The following is a 19,924-nucleotide window of genomic DNA, read 5'->3' as shown; positions in this document are numbered from 1 at the left end:
GTGCGTTCTTCGGAAGCCATATGGCGACGCATCGCGCCATCGACGGTCTGTCGAGCTCCGACCTGGCCGCCGAACTTTTGCGCTCCCGCATGTTCATCGAGCGATGGACCGGCCGGCCAACGACGACGTTCGCGGCGCCTTTCTCCGTCACCGACCGGCGGCTTGGCCGGCTGGCCAGGGAGTGCGGCTATCGAACCGGCTTCGGCGGCAGGCACGGTCCGGCGAACCTCGACAGCGATCCGATCGACCTCCCCCGCATCGAGATTCGCGGCGACCGCTCGCTCGATGACTTTGTCGCCATTCTGGAGGCCGCACTCGAATGAACGGTGAAGTCTGGCTTGTCGAGCCCAACATCTGAATTGCTTCAGCTTTGTTCAGCTCCCGCCGTTTACCGCGTTCGCAAGTCTATTGGGCGACTTGGGACACGGCTGACATCAGCTCCCGAGGGCTTGGCGCCCCAAACATGTATCGCCCACCCTCTGGAACCTCCGTGAAGCTCCAGCGAACGATGCCCTGCCGGTCCAGCAGGAACTGACCGATCAGTTGTCCGTGTCCCGTTGCCATCATCTGCTCGTCGGCTTCGGTCACTTCGTAATGGTCCTTCTTGTCGAGGAATGCGCTGGCTGCAAAAGGATCCATTGGACCGGGCATCTCGCCTGGCATATCGACCCGCATAGCCATCGCCGTTGCCATCGAAACCTTGTAGGGCCAGCTCGTTTCGTCTTGGGTGAATTCGAGATTGGGCAGTCCAAAGGCACGATGTGAAGCGCGCTCAGGGTCGGAGGCCGCGAGCAGGTTCGGCATCGGGTGGTAGCGGAAATAGAGACGTGCCCGCTCGATGGGCGTGTTGACCACCGTCAGGCTCCCCACGCCCCTTTCGCGCAGCTCCGGATCGAGCCGCGCCTGGGCGGCGATATGGCGCCGGCAAAACGCACAATGCAGACCTCGAAACAGGCCGACCAGCACGGGTTTTTGTCCGCGAAAGTCGTCCAGCGCGATCTTGCCTTCCTGGGTAATGGCATCGAGTACAACATTCGGCGCACGGTCGCCCGGTTGAAGCGGCACCAAGTCACTCTGCGCGGACATTTGCAACCTCCAACCCCGGCTAGTCGAGAAAAGGCAGCACCACAAGCGCTTCCGGGTCGAGCCCGTGCTGGGCGCATATACCCTGCGCCAGGGAAAAGTAGCGTTCGGCCTCGATCAGATTGTCGAGGTCGAGATTAAGCGTTGCGAGGCCATCATAGCACGGAAACAGCAGTTGGGGGTCGCCCGTTTCGCGGGCTACGTCCAGTGCTTCGTGGAATAACCCAACCGCCAGCTCCGGGCGGCTGTTGCACTGATGGATCTGCCCAAGCACGATCAACGGCACCGGCAGGTGCTCACGCTGATCGAGCGCCCGGTCGATCTCGATGGCCTTCTCGGCAGCAGGCACGCCCTCCGTTGGACAGCGATCCGTGAAAGTACAACAAGCGACCGCCAGATTGGCGAGGAGGCGCGCCTGGAAACCCAAATCACCAATACGACGCGCCACTTCAAGACCGCGCCGACAGACCTCCATCGCCTGTGCCGGATCGATGGTCGTGTAAAGCACGCCGAGATTGGTATAGCCGCGGCAGGCAGCGCCCGGCAGGCCGGCGGCTTCGGCCAATTCAATGCTACGCTCAACCTGACGCACGGCTTCATGGTTTCGTCCAAGGCGAGCCAACGCAACAGCCTTGGTATTGAGTGCCTCGGCGGTCACAAGAGTGGCATCACGCCCTGCCTCGGAGACATGCTCCGTCGTCAGATTGCGTACGCAATCCAGCGCCGCGTCTGCCCATTTTGCCGCGAGAGCGTTATCTCCGCTACGGAACGCCTGTCGGCCACGTTCTTGCCAGAGATGCGCCTGCTCGACCGGCGCATCCGCCCCATCGAGGAGCGCTGCCGCTTCAGCATAGCGGGATTCTGCGTTGTCCCGCTTGCCGACGTCCCAGAGCAGCCGACCGATCTTGCGCAAGACTCGTGCCGAAGCGATACGATTGGCCGACTCGCGGTATGCGTGCAACACCGTCTCGTAGTGGTGGTGCGCGATCTCGCGGCGGCCTAGTGGGCCGCTCAGATCGGCAATGCGCTCTGCAATAGCCAGTTTGAGCGGTGCCTGCCCGATCGTACCCAACGCAGTCAGCGCTCGCTCGTAGAAACGAAGGGCGTCGTCGTTGGCATATATCATGCGGGCGCGATCGCCGGCTGCCTGCAGGTAATGCGCGCCCTTCTCCCGCTCGGCGCTCTGTGCGAAATGATGACCGAGCACGGTCAAATCCTCGAGCCGTTCCGGCTTGTCGCCGCACAGTTGCTCCAAGGCAGCACCGACCCGCCCGTGGATGTCGGTCCGGCGTTGCAGGAGCAGATTCTGGTAAATCACGTCCTGCAGCAGCGTTTGCGTAAAGCGGTAGCTTTGCGACGAGACCGAGCCTGATCCGGCAACTTCCTCAATGATTTCCGCATCGCAAAGCAGTTCGCAGCCGGTTTCCAGCCGGCCGGGCTCGGCTGTCACGGATTTCAGAAGTGTGGCATCGAAGCGCGGGCCGATTACAGCAGCTTCCTGGGCCAACCGGCGCACCTCTTGGGGCAGCCGGTCGACGCGAGCAAGCAACATTGCCTGGATAGTGGCGGGAATGCCGGTTGTGACTTCGCCCGCCACAGTCCGCCATTGCTGGCCCTCGCGCATCAGTACACCGCGATCGATAAGGCCGCGAACGATCTCCTCTACAAAAAGGGGGTTGCCGCCCGCGCGCTCGAGGATCTGGTCGAGAAGCCCGCCTGCGGAGTTTACCCAACTCTCGCCGAAAAGCGCCGCCAGCAGGGTGCGTCCGTCATTATTGTTGAGCGGCGAAAGCCTGAGCGCTGTGTGACTGACCCGACTTGAGTCGAGCTGGCCGTGGTCCGATGCTGGACGATGCGTGACCAGCAACATCAAGCGCGTACGTTCCAACCTGTCCATCACGAAACGTAGCGCCTCGAGCGACACGGCGTCGGCCCAGTGCAGGTCTTCGACGACAATCAACAGCGGCGACAACGCAAGCCGCCGTTCGATGATTGTGCGGACCGCGTAGAGAATTTGCCGCCGCAACTGCTCTGGCTCCACATGCTGCAAGGTGGCATCGGGGTCGCCAAGGCCAAGCACATGGTAGAGCAACGGCATCAGCCGCTTCGCCTCCTCGCCCTGCAGGCCGAGATCGCCGAGCAAGCCTGCAAGCTTGCCGCGCATTTCATCGCCACTGTCGTTTTGCATCATCCCGGCAGCGCTGCGCACCACTGCGCCCAAGGCGCCAAATGATTGTTCGCCCAGCGGTGAGCACGTGGCCTGCCGCACAGCGACATTGCGAAAACGATCCTCGTCGCCGACGCGGGCGACGAACTCCTTGACCAGCCGCGATTTCCCGATACCGGCTTCGCCGACGAGGCGGACAAGTTGGGCCGAGCCGCCGCACGCCTGGTCAAGGCTCGCCAGCATTCTATTGAGCTCCGCGCCACGACCTATGATCGGCGCACTGAGGCCGAGCGCCTCGAGCCCACGCGCTGCACGCGGCGCCGCAAGCGGTGCATCCAGTCGATGGACGAGCACACTTCCAGCCTTGCCGCGAAACATGACATCACCGAGCGACTCGTAAGAGAAGGCATGCCGGGTCAACCTGTGGGTGAGCTCGCCTACCAGCACCTCACCCGGTGCGGCCAGCGATTGCAGTCGTTGCGCCGTATTCACGGTGTCGCCGGTCACCGAATAGGATTTGGCGGTGCCGATGCCCAATCCGCCGGTGACGACCGGACCCGTGTTTATGCCGATGTGGAGCAACAGAGGCGAGCCGGAATGAGGAGCGCTTTCGCCGAGCCGCGCCGTCCGGGCGATCATGTCGAGAGCCGCGCGAAGCGCACGTTCCGGATCGTCCTCATGCGCGACCGGTGCACCGAACAGAGCGAGCAGTGCATCGCCGATGAACTTGTCGACGAAACCACCAAAGTTTCGCACGGCCGCCGTCAATTCCTTGAACAGTTCGTTCTGCAGCGTTTGCATGACCTCGGGGTCGAGCTGCTCACTGAGTGTCGTGAAGCCGCAAAGGTCGGCGAACAGCACCGTCACCGTCCGGCGATCGGCGTCGGAGACAGGATGCAGCCCTTCTTCGCTTTCGATGTTCGAAAGCAGCGACGGGGTTCGAGAAGGCGGCACAATGGTCCGGCTTGGTGTCGGAGCAGGCCGTTCGACGCCTTTTGCGTGCGCACCGACGCTTGCCCCACATTTCGGACAGAACTCGAAATCAGGCGCGCAGGGATAGCCGCAACTGGCGCATGGCACGGGCTGGCGCCTGCCACACCTCGGACAGAAGGCGTAACCGCCCTCAATCTCGAATCCGCAGCCCGAACACTCCATAGAACAAGACCTCACTATGGGCCGTGACGGCATGATCTCGCTGCGCACTTCACCGCCACGGTCTTCACAAGGATGAACCGATCGCCGTCGGCCGGCAAGCGGCAGTGCAAATGGCATCGAACGATCCGTATGGATCCGGCGGCGGAGCGCTGCGGATCGGGCGGCTGGGTGGCTGCCATTTTGCGAAAGTTCCCTCCTGGCTCAGTCTTCCTGCTATCATGGAGATGAGGAGACGGATCATGAGCGAGAACCGTAAACTCGTCGCAATCCTGGCTGCGGATGTGGTCGGATACAGCAGACTCGCAAGCGCGGACGAAGATCGTACCTTGGCAAGGCTGCGGGCACTGCGCAGCGACCTGATCGATCCGACTATCGCCGTGCATAACGGACGCGTCATCAAGCGCACAGGCGATGGGGCGCTGGTCGAGTTTCGCAGCGTGGTGGATGCTGTGCGCTGTGCCGTCGAGGTGCAGAACGGCATGGTCGAGCGCAATGCCGGCGTGTCACAGGATCGCCGTATCGAATTCCGGATCGGCATCCATCTGGGGGATGTAGTCGAGGAAAGCGACGGCGATCTGATGGGCGACGGGGTCAACATCGCCTCGCGTCTGGAGGGCGTCGCGGCGCCGGGCGCCATTTGCCTGTCAGAAGATGCCTATCGCCAGGTCAAGGCGAGGCTCGACCTCTCCGTTAGCGATCTCGGCAATACCAAGCTCAAGAACATCGCCGAGCCCATCCGGATCTATTCGCTGCAGGTCGGCACCGCCGGGGCCAAGGTGCCCGCGACTTCGGATACCGCGGCGGTCCGGCCTGAGGCGGCAGCGCCGCCGAAGCTGTCGATCGCGGTCCTGCCGTTCGCCAACATGAGCGGCGACGCCGAGCAGGACTACTTCGCCGATGGTATCTCGGAAGATATCATTACGGCGCTCTCGAAGCTGTCGCAGTTATTCGTCGTAGCCCGCAATTCGTCGTTCACCTTCAAGGGCCAGAACGTCCATGTGCAGGAGGTGGGCACGAAGCTCGGCGTCCGGCACGTGCTGGAGGGCAGCGTACGCAAGTCGGGCAACAGGGTGCGCATCACCGCGCAGCTCATCGATGCAACCTCGGGCGGCCATCTTTGGGCGGAGCGGTTCGATCGCGACCTGACCGATATCTTCGCCGTTCAGGATGACGTGACGCAGCACATCGTCGGCGCGCTCGCGGTCAATTTGACGGATGGCGACCGGCAGCGGCTGGCGCCCGAGCACGCCCACAACGTGGAGGCTTATGATTGTTTCCTGCGAGGCCGGGAGCTGTGGCACCGGCTGACGAAGGAAACGAATATTGCCGCCCGTGACGTTCTGAAACGTGCCGTGGAACTGGACCCGAATTTCGCTTCGGCGCACGCCTTTCTGGCTCTCACTCATGGGCTCGACTATTTGAACAGGTGGAGTGCCTCGCCGCCGAGATCGATGGAGCAAGCTGCCGAGATTGCGACGCGGGCGGTAGCAGTGGATGATGGCGACCCCTTGGCACATTGGGCGCTCGGTCTGGTCTACCTTTACACACGTCGGCACGACGGAGCCATCAGCGAGGCTGAGCGCGCGATAGTCCTCAATCCGAACTTCGCCGAAGCGTACGTAAGTCTCGGCGAGGCGCTCCACTATTCGGGCAGATCCGAGGAGGCGCTACAGTGGTTCGAGCGCGGCACGGCCTTGAACCCCTATTTTCCAGACGTGCTCCTGCATTTCCAGGCGTTGGCGTGGTTTCAGCTGGAAAAGTACGAAACGGCCGTCGACTTGTTGCAGCAGCGGTTAAGCCGCAACCCTATCAGCGACGTCTCGCGCGCGCTTCTAGCTGCCAGCTACGGCCATCTGGGCCGGTTCGACGAGGCCCGCGCGGCATGGCAGGAGGTACTCCGCGTCAATCCCGACTATTCGCTGGAATACCGCCGCAAGATCTTGCCCTACAAGAACCCTGCCGATTTCGAGCTCGTGGTGGACGGGCTCCGCAAGGCCGGAATCGTGCAGTGACAGGCGAGGTCATGTCCAGATGAGGCCTTGAGGCTCAGGTCGCCTTCATCACTGCCCGGCCGACCTTGCACCATCGGGGGTTTTCGCGAACCAGTTTCAGGTCGTCGGTCGTCTCGGCGAATGTCCGCGAACGGTATTGCCGGAGCAGGTCCGGGAAGAGCGCCCCTTCCGGCAGGGCGGCAAGCTGTTCGCGGACCGAGATCTTTTCATCGATGACCCCCATGCCCCAGGCATTTTCCCGAACCTGCAGCTCCGCGGCCAGATCGCGCTCTTCCGGCGCGTTTTCATCCAGCACGGCCAGCAGGATCGAGTGGAAAAGCGCTACATAACCAATCTGCCTCAGGCCACCCACAACCCGCACGCGCGGCAATATGGCAAGGACGAGGAACATCAGGAACAAGTTCGGCAGCAGCACGCCGTCCAGCAGCGCCTGCCTGAGATGCGGCCGCTCGAACGGGATGCAAAGACCATGCGGTCGTTCAGGCTCGATCAGGTGACCGTTATCGAGGACGAGCTTGCGCACGCGCTCCTCGCGGATGCCCCAGAAATAGTCCGTCGCATTGGGCAGGAATCTGCCAAATGGGCTCGATGCGGCCTCTTGCAAGGCATGGTCGAGACGCTGGCGTCTCGCGGGCTCGATGAGCAGCCTGGAAAGAAGGTTGTCGTCGGAGTCCAGATGCCGCGCCATGGCAGCGCCGGCGAGCCGGTCGTCGATGAAAACCGGCAGGGCCATGCCGGAACGATCCCAATTGGCGAACAGATCCTCGTTGAGGGCTGTCAGCGCATCGGCGGCGGTTCCAAACACCTTGTCCTGACTGGCAAGCAACGTGCCCAGCCAGCGGCTGGCATCCGTTTCATCGCCCACTGCTTCGAGCCCGCGCTTGTTGAGGGTGACGGGACCGGCCACGCAGGCGCTTTTGCGGCACAGTTTGTGGCGCCCCATGCCAAACAGGTTGACCTTGTCGTCGCCGACATCGAGCCATCCCGGCCCCTCCCGGCCAATCGTCTCCATGGTCATCGTCGTTCCCATGAAGCCGACAAAGGCGGACAGTCCGTTTTCGACCGCGCCGAGCCAGGCAAGCAGCAGGGCATCGAAGGTGATCCGGTCCATCAGAAGCAGGCAGTGCAGGCCGGACTGAATCACCGGTCTGTGCTCGAACTCGTCGAGGACCTTGCCGATCTCCTCAGGTTGCATGACCGCACCGAGGCGCTGATGCAGGACTTCACGCAAGATCGAGCGGGCAGCGATCGCCGGGCCGGATGCAGGCCTTGCCACCGGCCGCCACAGATGGCGGGCATAGTCGGAAACCGGTGCATTCCAGTTATGCTCGATGTCACGCACGACTTCCGGGCAGAGCAGCGACAGCACAGCCAGAATTTCCGCCGGAGGCGCAGGGGTTCGGTCAAAGGCGGCGGTCATTGGTTCCGTCTAGCCGCTTGTGATGCAAACGCCAAGGGAAACAGCGGGGCCTAGAACCGCAGCCGGGCCATGCTCAGGAGGTCGTGGTACTGTCCGTCGGTAAAACCGGCCTTCACATGCCGACCTTCGACCTCGAAGCCGTGGCTTGTGTAGAGACGGATGGCCGGTTCGTTGTCGGCGTAGACGGCCAATTCGACCCGCTTCAGGGCCCTCCAATTGTCGGCCACGTCAAGCAGCGCGCCGAGAATGGCAGAGCCGATGCCCTTGCCGACAAAGCCATCGTCAAGGCCGATATTGATCTCGCCGATATGCGAACGGCGCGGCGAACCCTGCACGACCAAGCTGCCATGGCCGACGACCTTGCCGTCCAGCTCCGCGACGATCCAGGTGGTTTCCTGGCCGGACTTGGCGATGCGCCGCTCCACCTGCTCCACCCTCTCGAAGGGCATCCTGAACGTGCCCCAGCGGAAGCCCGGCATGTTGAAGATGGCGCAAAGCGCCTCCGCATCGCTTGGCCGGACGGATCGGAGCAGCGGCTGGATTTTCTCGGAGGATGGCGAGGTCGTGCTGGTCATGGTGTTCCCGGCGTGGGCAATCGGCCCGCCACGATGCACCGGACGTCACCTGAAAATCCAGCCGTCTCTGCAACAGATGAGTGCGACAGTCTCAAAGATGAATGCCAATGGACCGTCATCGTGCCGCTTGCGGCCGGTGAGAATCGGCCGAATGGAAATTGAACTGTCACCAGGCCTGTCTATTCGAATGGCCGTGCGGCACGTTTCGAGGTAAAATGGGCCCTCGGACCAAAGAGCGGTCCGGTCAACACGCCTTGGGGCGCATTTTCCGGAGCCTGCACGATGAACGAAGCTCAGGATCTGTTCTCGCTTCTGCGGCAATCGACCGATGTCGATCCAAGGGCAATCGACGCGATCGAGCGAACCATCGCCGAGGCCGAGGACCGCGAACTTTGCCGCATCAATGTGCCGGCCTTCGCCGGCAAGCATGGCCTCGACGAGGAGCGCGCCATAAGCGCCTTTCTGCATGCGGCGCGGGTGGGCATCTTCGACATTTCCTGGAACGTCCTGTGCCCAGGCTGCGGCGGCGTGCTCGACACCAACGCCACGCTAAAGACCCTGCAGAAGGACGAATACACCTGCACGCTGTGTTCCGAGGGATATTCGCCGACGCTCGACGAGATGGTCGAGGTGACATTCACCGTCAGTCCCCGCATACGCAGGATTGCCGCCCACAATCCACACGAGCTGCCGTTGATGGAATATTTCCGCCAGATCTACTGGGCATCCGGCGTCGATCTGCCGGATAAGGATTTCGCGAAAAAGATGGAAGAGATCTCGCTGGAGGATATCGAGCTTGCGCCCGGTGAAAAGGCGGTTCTGCCCGTACAGCTGCCGCCCGAATTCGTCATCGTCTTCGAGCCGGTCACCCATTCAGTGCAGTTCATCGACGGGAAGGGTGAACCAACAAAGGAGCGCCGCAGCCTTTCTTTGGTCTTCGACCGCGATCATGTCCAGAGCCAGACGCTGGAGATGCAACCCGGCCCGTTGCGCATTTCGCTGGAAAACAGGACCGACACCCGCGTGCTGCCGACGGTCTTCATCGCCGGCAAGGCATTGCATGATTTGCTCGGCAAACGCCGGCCCTTCCTCACCGCCAAGCGCCTGCTCACCCACCAGACGTTCCGCGATCTCTACCGCACGGACACGCTCGACATCGACCAACGCCTGAAGATCACCAGCCTGACCTTCCTGTTCACCGACCTGCGCGGATCGACGGCGCTTTACGAGCGGGTGGGTGATCTTTCGGCCTTCGATCTCGTGCGCGAGCATTTCCAGGTTCTGCACGAGATCGTCGCGGCCGAGGCAGGCGCCGTGGTGAAGACGATCGGTGATGCGGTGATGGCGACCTTCGCGACGCCTGATCGTGCGATTGCCGCGGCCCTCAGGATTCGCGAAGCCATGCGTGCGCTCAACGAAAAGAGCGGGCGCGAGGACCTGCTGCTCAAGATCGGAGTCCATGCCGGCCCCTGCATCGCCGTGTCCATGAACGAGCGACAGGACTATTTCGGCCAGACGGTCAACATAGCCTCGCGGGTGCAGAACCTTGCCAATGCACAGGCGATCTTCGCCACTCGTGCGGTGGTCGACGATACTCTCACCGCCGATCTGTTGCACAGGAACGCGCTGACGCCCGTGCCCCACGAGGTCTCGCTGCGCGGCATTGAGCGGGAAATAGCGATATATACGATCCCCTGAGGGCTTGGGTCGCCTCGGTCCTTACACGCGCCTGCAGATAAAATAGCGATCGGCGGGTACCGAAGGCGGCGGCGTGAGGCGTTGCAACAGCGGGTGATCGAGCGGCGTGCCGCTGACCGCGATGCCGCCGATGCGAAGCAGGCGCGCGGTCAGATCGGGAAGCCAGGTAGCGGTCACCGCATCGCGGTCTTGATAGCCGGTGCCGATGTCGGCATGGACAAGAGCGGCGTCGATGCCAATGAACCTGCCCGCCGTCTCACGTATTTCGCCGAGCACGAGGTTTTCAGCTTCGGGAATTGAACTGGAGTGCGCGGCTAGCGCGCGGTCGAACGCCACGATCCGACGTCCGGGCAGGCGCTCGCGCAGGTGATGGTACGTCCGGCCATTGCCCAGGCCGAGTTCGAGCACGGGACCCTCTATCTTCGCCACCTCCGCGCAGACTTGATTGAGAATGTCGCGCTGTGCAGTCATCCTGCGGATGAAACTCTCGAGGCGACTCATATGCGTTGTGTTCCTGAACCAGCTCAAAGGATCGGCAATGCCCGCGAACGGTTCGCGGGTGAAAGCCGGGCGCGACGTATTAAACCCGGATCGAGCCTCGCCGCATATAGAGGCGAACGACGAACACTGCAATGAACCGAACAGGCTGCCTACAAGGATCATACCGGGTGGAGTGGCGGCACGACGCGCGGCGGATTAGCGATGTCACTTGTAGGGATCCGCGGCGTCCCGCAAGCCGTCCCCGAGGAAGTTGAACGCCAAGATGACGAGAATGACCGGGAGCATTGGCAAAAGCAGCCATGGATAGAACGCGATCACATTGACGCTGCGCGCCTCGGTCAGCAGGATGCCCCAGCTGGTTGTCGGCGCCCTCAGGCCGAGCCCGAGGAAGCTCAGCGCCGTCTCGCCCAGGATCATTCCGGGGATGGAGATCGTCGCCGTCGCGATCAGATGCGACATGAAGCCGGGAATGAGGTGCCGCCGGATAATGCGGCTGCTGCTGGCGCCCATCAACTGCGCGGCCAGAACGTAATCCTCCTCACGCAAGGCTAGAAGCTTTGAACGCACGGCCCGCGCCAGTCCGGTCCAGTGGAGCAGCCCGAGGATGACGGTGATGCCGAAATAGATCAGGATCGGACTCCAGGTTATCGGCATGATCGCCGCCAGAGCCAGCCATAGCGGAATGCTGGGGATCGATTGCAGAACTTCGATTATCCGTTGAACGATCAGGTCGAAGATGCCGCCGTGATAGCCGGCCAGTCCTCCGATGACTATGCCGAGCAGGAAGCTGAAACTGATGCCGACGAGGCCGATTGTCAGTGAAATGCGCGCGCCATAGATGATGCGCGAGAACACATCGCGGCCCAGCCTGTCAGTGCCGGCCAGAAAGAGCTGGCCGTTTTCGGCAGGGCAGGCAAAATGCCTGTCACCTTCGATCAGGCCCCAGAGCCGGTAACTGTCGCCCTTGCAGAAGAAACGGATCCGCTGAACATCATCCTGTTTGTCGACGTAGTTCCGCTTGAGCGTGTCCATGTCCAGCATCATCTGGCGGCCGTAGACGAACGGCCCGATGAACTGGCCGTTGTGGAACAGGTGCACCCGCTGCGGCGGCGAATAGATATAATCCATGTTGCGCGTATGCAGATTGTAGGGCGCCAGGAACTCGCAGATCAGTATGCTGAAATAAAGCGCTACCAGGAATATGCCTGACATAAGGGCAAGCCGGTGCCGTCGGAATTTCCACCACATCAGCCGCAACTGCGACGCCTGAAAGACCTTCGACTGCTCCGGAGTCATCGCCTCGACCGACTGCAGGTCAAAGGGCGCTATGGAAACGTAGTGTTGCAGTGGAGCACCCGGAGCAGGCAGCGGCGATTGCGTGTTCATTTGGTGCTGCCGCCCTGCAAACGAATTCGTGGATCGAGCAGCGCCAGCGCCAGGTCGGAAATCAGCACGCCGATGACCGTCAGGAAGGCGAGGAACATCAGGAACGACCCTGCCAGGTACATGTCCTGGCTTTGCAGCGCCTTGATCAGCATCGGCCCGGTCGTTTCCAAAGACAGCACGATCGCCGTGATTTCGGCACCGGAGATGATGGCCGGCAGGATAGAGCCGATGTCTGAAATGAAGAAATTGAGCGCCATGCGCAGCGGATATTTGACCAGCGCCTTGAAGGGATGAAGGCCTTTGGCGCGCGCGGTCACGACATATTGCTTGTGTAGTTCATCGAGCAGATTGGCCCGCAGCCGCCGGATCATGCTGGCCGTGCCCCCGGTGCCGATGATCAAGACCGGGATCCAGAGATGGGCGAGGATCGACTTCGCCTTGGCCCAGCTCATGGGCTCGCCGAGATATTGCTGGTCCATGAGATGGCCGATGGACGTGCCGAACCAGATGTTGGCGAAATACATCAGGATCAGCGCCAACATGAAGTTCGGAATGGCAAGGCCGAGAAGGCCGAAGAAAGTCAGGCCGTAGTCGCCCCAGCTATATTGATGGGTGGCGGAGTACATGCCGATCGGAAAGGCGATGAGCCAGGTGAAGATGATCGTGACGAACGAGACCAGCACGGTGAGCCACATTCGGTCCCCGACGACGTCGCGGACCGGCAGCTCATATTCGAAGGAATAACCGAAATCGCCGTGCAGCATCCCGCCTACCCAGTAGAAGTAGCGAATGACCGGCGGCTTGTCGAAACCATATTCCTTCCGCATCATCTCGATGCGGTCGGAATCCACCGCTTCGCCTTGAGCCTTAAGCTCGGCAACGTAGCTGTCGAAATAGTCGCCCGGGGGGAGTTCGATGATGGTGAACACCAGCGCCGATATGACCAGCAGCGTTGGAACCATTACGGCGATGCGCCAGACAATATATCGAAGCACGCTCAGGACTCTCCAAGCCAGAATGCATCCGGCATGTAGACACCGAAATATGCTGTCGGGTCGTAGCCGTAGAGCGCCTTGTCAGGCAGATTGCGCAGCCGCGAGGACGCCAGAATCGGCTGAGACGTTCCGTTCACCGTGCCGATCGAAAACACCTGGTCAGTGTAGATCGACAGCATCGAATTCCAGATTTCGGCGCGTTCCGTGGCTTCGGTCGATGCGTTCCAGCGCTTCAGCAGAGCCATCAAATCGACCACGGCTGGAAGATCGGGCGCTTCACCGAGCGTGCCGTGAGACAAGTAGTGGGCACCCCAGAGCGGCCATTGCAACTGGTCGTCGGTGGTGGGGGCCAACTGGTACGGGTTCATGTCGGCGGTCGGCACGCCATTGTCGATGCCCGACCATATCGACATCATGATCTGGCCGCCAAGCGCGCGGCTGCGGAATATGTCGCGCTGCGAAGTCCGGATGAACAGGGCGATGCCGACCTTGCGCCAGTGATCGGTGATGAGCTCGAGCGCGTCGGTTTCCAGCGTACTTTCGCCGGCCGTTTCCACTATGATCTGCGCCGGGCGTCCATCGGGAAGTATCCGCAGGCCGTCATCGCCACGCGTCTGAAGCCCGACCTCGTCGAGAAGGGCATTGGCCAGGTCAGGATCATGGGCGACCCAGGCCTTCGCGAATTCCGGCCGGTAGAGCGGGCTTTCCGGCAGGACCGTATCGGCACTTTCCTGCGCCAATCCGTAGAACACGGCCATATTGATCTCGCGCCTGTCCACAGCGAGTGAAAGTGCGCGGCGCACGCGCACGTCACGAAGAAGGCCACGCCACACCTGGTCGGAACAATTCAGATTGGGCAGCAGCGCCAGCCGCGAGCCCTGTGTGCGTTTCCAGAGATGCATCTTCACCGGGTAGCGCTTCTCCGCATCCCTCAGGAAGGCATAATCGGTGAAGTCAATTCCCATGCATTGCAGGTCGCTCTCGCCCGCACCGGTCTTGGCTGAAATGATCTCCGACGAACTGACATTCATGACAACCCGGTCGATATATGGCAGTTGCCGGCCATTCTCATCCATTCGATGGAAGAACGGATTTCGCTCGAAGACGAACTGCTCAGCCGGCGGCCTGGTTCGGTTCTGCCAGGGATCGAGCGTCGGCAGTTCCGGGTTCTCCGGGCGATATTGCCGCGACATTCGGATATGCAGGAGCGTCCATTTCTTGGCCCGGTTCTCCTTCATCAGGCCGGCTAGCCGGAATGGATCCTGGTATTTTCTGTGGAACTGCTTGAGATAGGCGGCCGGCAGGACAAGCGATAGCGGCGAAGCAGCGGCGAGCTTGGGCAGGAAATCGGGATTGGGAGCGTCCCAACTATAGCGGACCGTTAATGGATCGACGATCTCGAAGCGTGGCGGCTTGCCGTCGGCCAGCAGGGCCGGGGGGAGCCCGCCTTGCGAAAGCTCATTGTTCAGCCAGACATCTTCCCAGCAATAGCGAAAATCCTCCGGCGTCAGCAGGCTGCCGTCAGACCATTTATGTCCTTCCCGTATCTTGAAAGTGAAGTCGCGACCATCCGATACGTTGAAACTTTCGAGAATGTCGGCTTGCAGTTTAAGCTTTTCGTCATAGCCGACCAGGCGAGCATATCCATAGATCGTCATCAGCCGGATATCTTTCTGGCTACCGATGATCGTGCGCAGCGTGCCGCCATACTGGCCGGGCTGCCGGCCCATCGCGGCGAGGTTCAACGCGCGCGGGCTCTTGGGCAAGCGCTCGGCGAGTGCCGGCAGCGCCCTGGCCTTCAATTGCGGCTGAAGGAATTCCGGCTCCAGATCGCCGGCGCGCGACGTGCTCGGCAGAAATGCCGAAGCCATGAGCCCAAGAACGGTGCGCCGGCTGATCAATGGCGCAGCTCGCTGACATCGGCCGAACGACGGGCCAGCACGAGGTGGCCGCCGCCAAGATCGAGCGGCGACAGCATATCCTCCTCGCCCTCGTCGCGGAATTGCGGTCCCCAAGCGCTGGTGTCGGACGCGCCGCCGAGCTTCAGCGTCTTGAAATCCATCGGCCTGTCGAGATCGGGGAAAGGCACCGCGGCGACCAGTGAGCGCGTGTAGGGGTGGACCGGTTTCCTGAGCAGGATTTCGCGCGGCGCAAGCTCGACGATACGCCCGCCGCACATCACCGCGATGCGGTCCGCCATGTAGTCCACCACCGCCAGGTTGTGGGATATGAACAGATAGGTCAGGCCCAGTTCCTTCTGCAGGTCCTTCAGAAGGTTCAGGATCTGTGCCTGGACAGAGACATCGAGCGCCGAAACCGGCTCGTCGCAGATCAGGAGTTCAGGCCCCAGCGCCAACGCGCGCGCGATGCCGATACGCTGACGCTGCCCGCCGGAGAAACTGTGCGGATAGCGCTTGATGAAGCGCGGATCGAGCCCGATTGCCTGCATCAGGCTCTTGACCGTGGCGAGACGGGACGCGGCATTGCCACGTTGATGGATTTCCAGCGGCTCGCTCAAAATATTCTCCACCGTCATGCGGGGTGAAAGCGACGAAACCGGGTCCTGGAAGATCATCTGGATTTTCGCGCGCAGCGTGCGCAACGCGTCCTCCTCGGCCTCCAAGACGTCGATCGGCCCATCGCGGCCATTGAAGGTCACAGAGCCGCCGCTGGGGGTGACGGCCCGCATGAGGATCTTGCTGACGGTGGTCTTGCCGGAGCCGCTTTCGCCGACCAGACCGAGACACTCTCCCCGCCTGATATCGAAGCTCACGCCGTCCACGGCGCGAACAGAGGCTTGATGATCCCCGCCGAACCATCCGGACTTGCGGATGGTGAAGACCTTTTTCAGATCCCTCACCGACAACAGGATGTCGTCCGGCCCTTTCGATGCTGGCGCCGGCTGCTTGCCGAGCAGGTTCCCGACATTCACCGGCACCTCGCGAAGCGCCTTCAGCCTTTCGCCGGGCTTCAGGTCGAAATGCGGAACGGCTGCCATCAGACCCTTCAGGTAAGGGTGACCCGGGCGGCGGAATATCGCCTCGACAGGTCCCGCTTCCATGATCTCGCCGTGGTACATGACCACCACCTCGTCGGCGACATTGGCGACCACGCCGAGGTCGTGCGTGATCAGCAGCATCGCCATGTTCAGCTTGGTCTGAAGCCCGCGCAGCAATTGCAGGATTTGCGCCTGGATGGTGACGTCCAGTGCCGTCGTCGGCTCATCGGCGATCAACAGGGCAGGCCGGCAGATAAGAGCCATGGCGATCATGGCGCGTTGACGCAATCCTCCTGAAAGTTCAAAGGGATACATGTCGTAGGCGCGCTTGGGATTGGGAAAGCCGACAAGGCTGAGCATTTCCTCGGTCCGCGCCTTGCGCTCCGCCCGACCTAGAGGCGTATGAATTTGCAGGGATTCGTTGACCTGGTTGCCGATCGTGTGCAGCGGCGACAGCGATGTCATCGGCTCCTGAAAGATCTTGCCGATGCGGCTGCCTCTCAACGCCCGGATTTCCGGTCCATCACGCGACATCTGCAGGATATCCTGCGTCGTGCCGGGCTTTTCAGGATCGGAAAACAGGATACGGCCGTGAACATGGGCAGTGTTCGGCAAAATGCCCATCACTGCCTGGCTGAGAACCGATTTTCCGGAACCTGACTCGCCCACAAGCGCGGTAACCCTGCCGGGCAGGACGCGAAGATTCGCGCGCCTGACGGCACGCAACGGTCCCCCGATAATGGCAAAAGAGATGCCAACATCTTCGATCCGCAGCAGATCAACACCCGAATTCATGCGCACCAGGCCCACTCTGGCGGCCTGCCGGGCGGCAGGGCCAGTAAACGAGACTATCGCATTGCCAGCCTAGAGCAACTTGGATTCGAAACGATCGCCAGTTCCCTGGCGGAACCGTGACCGGACCACATGCCAAAGGCGTTCGGATCAGATTGCGGCTACTGGATCTTCCTGGGGTCGCCCGTCGGCATCCGCGCGGCATCGCGATGAAGCAGCATGACCTGCTCGGCGTCCGACATTCGGTCGTAAATCGTCTCCAGCGCACCGTCCTCATCGAGGGCAAGAGCACCCGACAGATCGGGTGCAAGCACCGTCAGCCTATGCTTGATGCCCGGCAGTTCCTCCTTGCCGAGCGTCAACCAACTGTTGGCGCCGCAGTAGCCGGCAAAGTCTTCGCTGGCGAGAACGCTGTGCGGATATTTCTTGGTCAGGGTCTGGAGGCGCTGGACCTCGTTTACAGCCGAGCCGAAGACAGAGAATGTGAGTCGGTCGGTAAGCCCGACATTGCCGAACATCACATTACCGATATGCAGGCCGATACCAAACTGTATGTCGCTCAACCCCCGCTCCTTTCTGCGCAGGTTGAGATCCATCATGCGCGCTGAGGCCTTGTGCGCGGCCGCAAGAGCGGCTTGGCAGGCGACCTCGGACTGCGAGCGGTGTCTTTCGCAAGGGTAGACGGCAATGAAGCCGTCACCTATGAAACTCATGATCTGCCCGCCCCTGCGATTGAAAGGTGCAGCAACGGCATCGAAAAATTGGTTCAGCGTGTCGATATAGATTTCGCGGCCCGAGGTTTCGGCAAGCCTGGACGACCCACGCATATCGGCCATCACCAGTGCGGCCCGAATTGTATCGCCCTCGCCTCGCCTGATCTGACCGTCCAGCACGCGCCTGCCGGCGTCGCCGCCGAGATAAGTGGTCATCATGTTGTCGGCGAGCTTGGTGAGCACCGCCATCTTGGTTGCGATCGCGAGATGGCTCTGGATGCGCAGCAGCGCCGAAATCATGCTGTCGCTGAAGCCTGCGGCACTGTCGGTGGACCAAGACCCCAGCATGCCCTGACTGGCGTTGCCGCTGAAGGGATGGACGAAAGCCATGTAATCGGTGACGCCCATAAGCCTGAGTTCATCGAAAACAGGAAACTCCGACGGCACCGACGGATCGAGCCGACGTCGCAGATGTTCGAGCTTGTTGCTGAGCAGATGATAGTATGGGCTGGTCAGGAATCTGTCAGACGGCGCGCCGGCCTTATTGCGAAAGCCTTCCACTTCCATGCCCTGACCGCGAAGCCAGGTGAAGCCAAGCGCGTCATAAAGCGGATGAAGCATCGAAAAGCTCAAATGCACCCGCTTCAACGGCAGGCCGGCAGCAGCCAGCCGTTCGCAAAAGCCTTTTATCAACGTTTCAAGATCATTGCCCGCCAGCGCCGACTGGGTCAGCCAATCGGCAACCTTATCCATGAGAATAGTGGAAATTTCTGCTTGTGCTGTGCTCATGCTATCTCGAAACCTGTCGAAAACGAACCCATTATCCTTTGATCCGCCATATCACAGTCTGCCGACGACCCAAAGATAAGACCCGGAAGTCAACAGGACCGACTACGGCGGCGAAAGCGGTGAGAATTTCCCGGATGACTGTCCTTGCGGCCAGGAGCCAAGCGTAACTGCACCTATATCCTGCGGCATATGTGGCGAAGCTGCCGGCGGAGTGCAATCACGATCCCGACATCGGGCAAAAAATTCGCCGGCTAAGACGCCCTCAGGCCTTCACCACCGTCTCTCGGGCCAGCTCGAGGCGGCCAAAAACATTGCGTGTGTCGACGATCAGAAGGGCGTGATCAGCGATCGTCCGATAGTCGATCGCGTCGTGGTCGGTTGCGATGACGACAGCATCGAAATGCTTCAAGGCCGCCTCTGTCAATTCGACCGAGCGGCGCCCCTTGATCGCCATATGCTCCCGTGTGGTCGGGATCTCGGTCACATGCGGGTCGTGGAATTCCGCCTTGCCGCCCCATTCCTCGATGAGTTCAATGAGCCGCAATGAGGGGCTTTCGCGGATGTCGGGCACATTCTTCTTATAGGCGAGCCCGATGATGAGAATGCGGGAGCGGCTGAGCGCCTTGCCGCAGCGCCGGTCCAGCGCCTTCGCCAGTTCATCGACCACATGACGCGGCATGGCCGTGTTGATCTCTGCCGCCAGCTCGATGAAGCGGGTCGGCAGTTCGTATTCGCGCGCCTTCCACGTCAGGTAGAACGGATCGATCGGAACGCAGTGCCCGCCAAGTCCGGGGCCAGGATAGAAAGGCATGTAGCCGAAGGGCTTGCTCTTTGCCGCCTCGATCACCTCCCAAATGTCGATGCCCATCGCGCCGAGCACGACCTTCAGCTCGTTGACGAGGGCTATGTTGACCGAGCGGAAGATGTTTTCCGTCAGCTTGACCGCCTCGGCCGTGGCCGTGGTGGAAACCGGAACGACGGTCTTGACCACGCTTTGGTAGAAAGCCTGCACGAGCGTCGCCGCTTCCATGCCGTCGCCTGCCACGACCTTGGGGATCGTCGCGACTTCAAAGCTGCGATTGCCGGGATCCTCGCGTTCGGGCGAGAAGCCGAGGAAGAAATCCGTCTTCGACCGCAAGCCGGTTTCTTCCAGTATGGGCTTGATCACGTCGTCGGTGGTGCCGGGATAGGTGGTCGATTCCAGCACGATCATCTGGCCGAGACGCAGATGTTTCGCGATCGTGCCTGCCGTGTTCCTGACAAAAGAGAGATCCGGCTCACGGTGTTTCGTCAGCGGTGTCGGAACGCAGATGATGATGACATCGCAGACGGCCAGCTCGGCAAAATCCGCGGTGGCGCGGAACCGTCCGCTCGCCACCTGGCTGGCAAGGGCTGTCGACGTCACCGCCTCGATATAGGATTGGCCGTTGTTCAGGCTCTCGACCTTCTGGGCTTCGATGTCGAAGCCGGAAACCGGGAAGCCGGCGCGTGCGATCGCAACCGCCAGGGGCAACCCGACATAGCCCAGTCCGATAACGCCGACTTGCGCGGCGCGCGTCGAAATCCGGTTTAGAAGTCGGTCATATATCGATCGTGAGGCGTCCAAAAATCTGCTTTCCCGTCATTCGCACAGGCTGTCC

The 19,924-nt window shown here is 61.4% G+C and carries 14 protein-coding genes; 3 read left to right on the top strand and 11 right to left on the bottom strand.

Annotation, left to right across the window (positions count from 1 at the left end):
* Positions 1–323 (top strand): polysaccharide deacetylase family protein (locus tag FJ930_RS22270; RefSeq protein WP_141840113.1); only part of this gene is annotated, 323 nt, incomplete at its 5' end.
* Between the two features lie 82 nt (positions 324–405).
* Here the strand turns inward: FJ930_RS22270 and FJ930_RS22265 are convergent.
* Both FJ930_RS22265 and FJ930_RS22260 read right to left on the bottom strand, forming a co-directional pair.
* A complete protein-coding gene (locus FJ930_RS22265) occupies positions 406–1,086 on the bottom strand; it encodes a redoxin domain-containing protein (protein ID WP_141840112.1) in 681 nt (226 codons plus the stop codon).
* Between the two features lie 19 nt (positions 1,087–1,105).
* Entirely contained in the window at positions 1,106–4,405 is a 3,300-nt protein-coding gene (locus FJ930_RS22260; RefSeq protein ID WP_141840124.1) for an adenylate/guanylate cyclase domain-containing protein, read from the bottom strand.
* Positions 4,406–4,644: 239 nt separating this feature from the next.
* Between FJ930_RS22260 and FJ930_RS22255 the strand changes: the two genes are divergently transcribed.
* On the top strand, positions 4,645–6,417 hold the full coding sequence (locus tag FJ930_RS22255) for an adenylate/guanylate cyclase domain-containing protein (protein WP_141840111.1): 1,773 nt from the start codon (positions 4,645–4,647) through the stop codon (positions 6,415–6,417).
* A gap of 34 nt (positions 6,418–6,451) precedes the next feature.
* Here the strand turns inward: FJ930_RS22255 and FJ930_RS22250 are convergent, their stop codons facing one another.
* Positions 6,452–7,837, bottom strand: coding sequence for a hypothetical protein (locus FJ930_RS22250; RefSeq protein ID WP_141840110.1), 1,386 nt, complete (start codon positions 7,835–7,837; stop codon positions 6,452–6,454).
* Between the two features lie 50 nt (positions 7,838–7,887).
* Positions 7,888–8,412 carry a GNAT family N-acetyltransferase gene (locus FJ930_RS22245; RefSeq protein ID WP_141840109.1) on the bottom strand — a complete coding sequence of 175 codons (525 nt, stop codon included), beginning with the start codon at positions 8,410–8,412 and terminating at the stop codon, positions 7,888–7,890.
* 282 nt (positions 8,413–8,694) lie between these two features.
* Between FJ930_RS22245 and FJ930_RS22240 the strand changes: the two genes are divergently transcribed.
* Positions 8,695–10,110 (top strand): adenylate/guanylate cyclase domain-containing protein, encoded by a 1,416-nt coding sequence (locus FJ930_RS22240; protein WP_141840108.1) that lies wholly within the window; start codon positions 8,695–8,697, stop codon positions 10,108–10,110.
* Positions 10,111–10,131: 21 nt separating this feature from the next.
* On the opposite strand, the gene FJ930_RS22235 is transcribed toward FJ930_RS22240, so the two are convergent.
* The 7 genes from FJ930_RS22235 to FJ930_RS22205 all read right to left on the bottom strand — a co-directional run bounded on the left by FJ930_RS22235 (position 10,132) and on the right by FJ930_RS22205 (position 19,890).
* Positions 10,132–10,611, bottom strand: coding sequence for a class I SAM-dependent methyltransferase (locus FJ930_RS22235; RefSeq protein ID WP_141840107.1), 480 nt, complete (start codon positions 10,609–10,611; stop codon positions 10,132–10,134).
* A 204-nt stretch (positions 10,612–10,815) separates the two neighbouring features.
* Positions 10,816–11,997, bottom strand: a complete 1,182-nt coding sequence (locus FJ930_RS22230; protein ID WP_141840106.1) for an ABC transporter permease — start codon at positions 11,995–11,997, stop codon at positions 10,816–10,818.
* Positions 11,994–12,992 carry an ABC transporter permease gene (locus FJ930_RS22225; RefSeq protein WP_140744847.1) on the bottom strand — a complete coding sequence of 333 codons (999 nt, stop codon included), beginning with the start codon at positions 12,990–12,992 and terminating at the stop codon, positions 11,994–11,996. Before FJ930_RS22225 ends, FJ930_RS22230 begins: the two co-directional genes overlap by 4 nt.
* Before the next feature lie 2 nt (positions 12,993–12,994).
* The gene (locus FJ930_RS22220) at positions 12,995–14,893 is read right to left on the bottom strand and encodes an ABC transporter substrate-binding protein (RefSeq protein ID WP_141840105.1); all 1,899 of its coding nucleotides are present in this window, start codon (positions 14,891–14,893) and stop codon (positions 12,995–12,997) included.
* On the bottom strand, positions 14,890–16,785 hold the full coding sequence (locus FJ930_RS22215; RefSeq protein ID WP_141840104.1) for an ABC transporter ATP-binding protein: 1,896 nt from the start codon (positions 16,783–16,785) through the stop codon (positions 14,890–14,892). Before FJ930_RS22215 ends, FJ930_RS22220 begins: the two co-directional genes overlap by 4 nt.
* 158 nt (positions 16,786–16,943) lie before the next feature.
* Positions 16,944–18,284: an adenylate/guanylate cyclase domain-containing protein gene (locus tag FJ930_RS22210; RefSeq protein ID WP_140744844.1), complete on the bottom strand. Its 1,341-nt coding sequence runs from the start codon at positions 18,282–18,284 to the stop codon at positions 16,944–16,946.
* A gap of 262 nt (positions 18,285–18,546) precedes the next feature.
* A complete protein-coding gene (locus FJ930_RS22205; protein ID WP_141840103.1) occupies positions 18,547–19,890 on the bottom strand; it encodes a nucleotide sugar dehydrogenase in 1,344 nt (447 codons plus the stop codon).
* Positions 19,891–19,924: the final 34 nt, after the last annotated feature.

The organism is Mesorhizobium sp. B2-4-15, assembly GCF_006658505.1.
In the GTDB taxonomy this organism is placed as follows: domain Bacteria; phylum Pseudomonadota; class Alphaproteobacteria; order Rhizobiales; family Rhizobiaceae; genus Mesorhizobium.
Note: the sequence above shows the minus strand (reverse complement) of the source record. Positions and strands in the feature narration are given on the sequence as shown.

Excerpts from the sequence above, each read along its gene's own strand:
- FJ930_RS22265 (WP_141840112.1), bottom strand. The coding sequence starts at position 1,086 with ATGTCCGCGCAGAGTGACTTGGTGCCGCTTCAACCGGGCGACCGTGCG.
- FJ930_RS22260 (WP_141840124.1), bottom strand. The coding sequence starts at position 4,405 with ATGGAGTGTTCGGGCTGCGGATTCGAGATTGAGGGCGGTTACGCCTTC.
- FJ930_RS22255 (WP_141840111.1), top strand. The coding sequence starts at position 4,645 with ATGAGCGAGAACCGTAAACTCGTCGCAATCCTGGCTGCGGATGTGGTC.
- FJ930_RS22250 (WP_141840110.1), bottom strand. The coding sequence starts at position 7,837 with ATGACCGCCGCCTTTGACCGAACCCCTGCGCCTCCGGCGGAAATTCTG.
- FJ930_RS22245 (WP_141840109.1), bottom strand. The coding sequence starts at position 8,412 with ATGACCAGCACGACCTCGCCATCCTCCGAGAAAATCCAGCCGCTGCTC.
- FJ930_RS22240 (WP_141840108.1), top strand. The coding sequence starts at position 8,695 with ATGAACGAAGCTCAGGATCTGTTCTCGCTTCTGCGGCAATCGACCGAT.
- FJ930_RS22235 (WP_141840107.1), bottom strand. The coding sequence starts at position 10,611 with ATGAGTCGCCTCGAGAGTTTCATCCGCAGGATGACTGCACAGCGCGAC.
- FJ930_RS22230 (WP_141840106.1), bottom strand. The coding sequence starts at position 11,997 with ATGAACACGCAATCGCCGCTGCCTGCTCCGGGTGCTCCACTGCAACAC.
- FJ930_RS22215 (WP_141840104.1), bottom strand. The coding sequence starts at position 16,785 with ATGAATTCGGGTGTTGATCTGCTGCGGATCGAAGATGTTGGCATCTCT.
- FJ930_RS22210 (WP_140744844.1), bottom strand. The coding sequence starts at position 18,284 with ATGAGCACAGCACAAGCAGAAATTTCCACTATTCTCATGGATAAGGTT.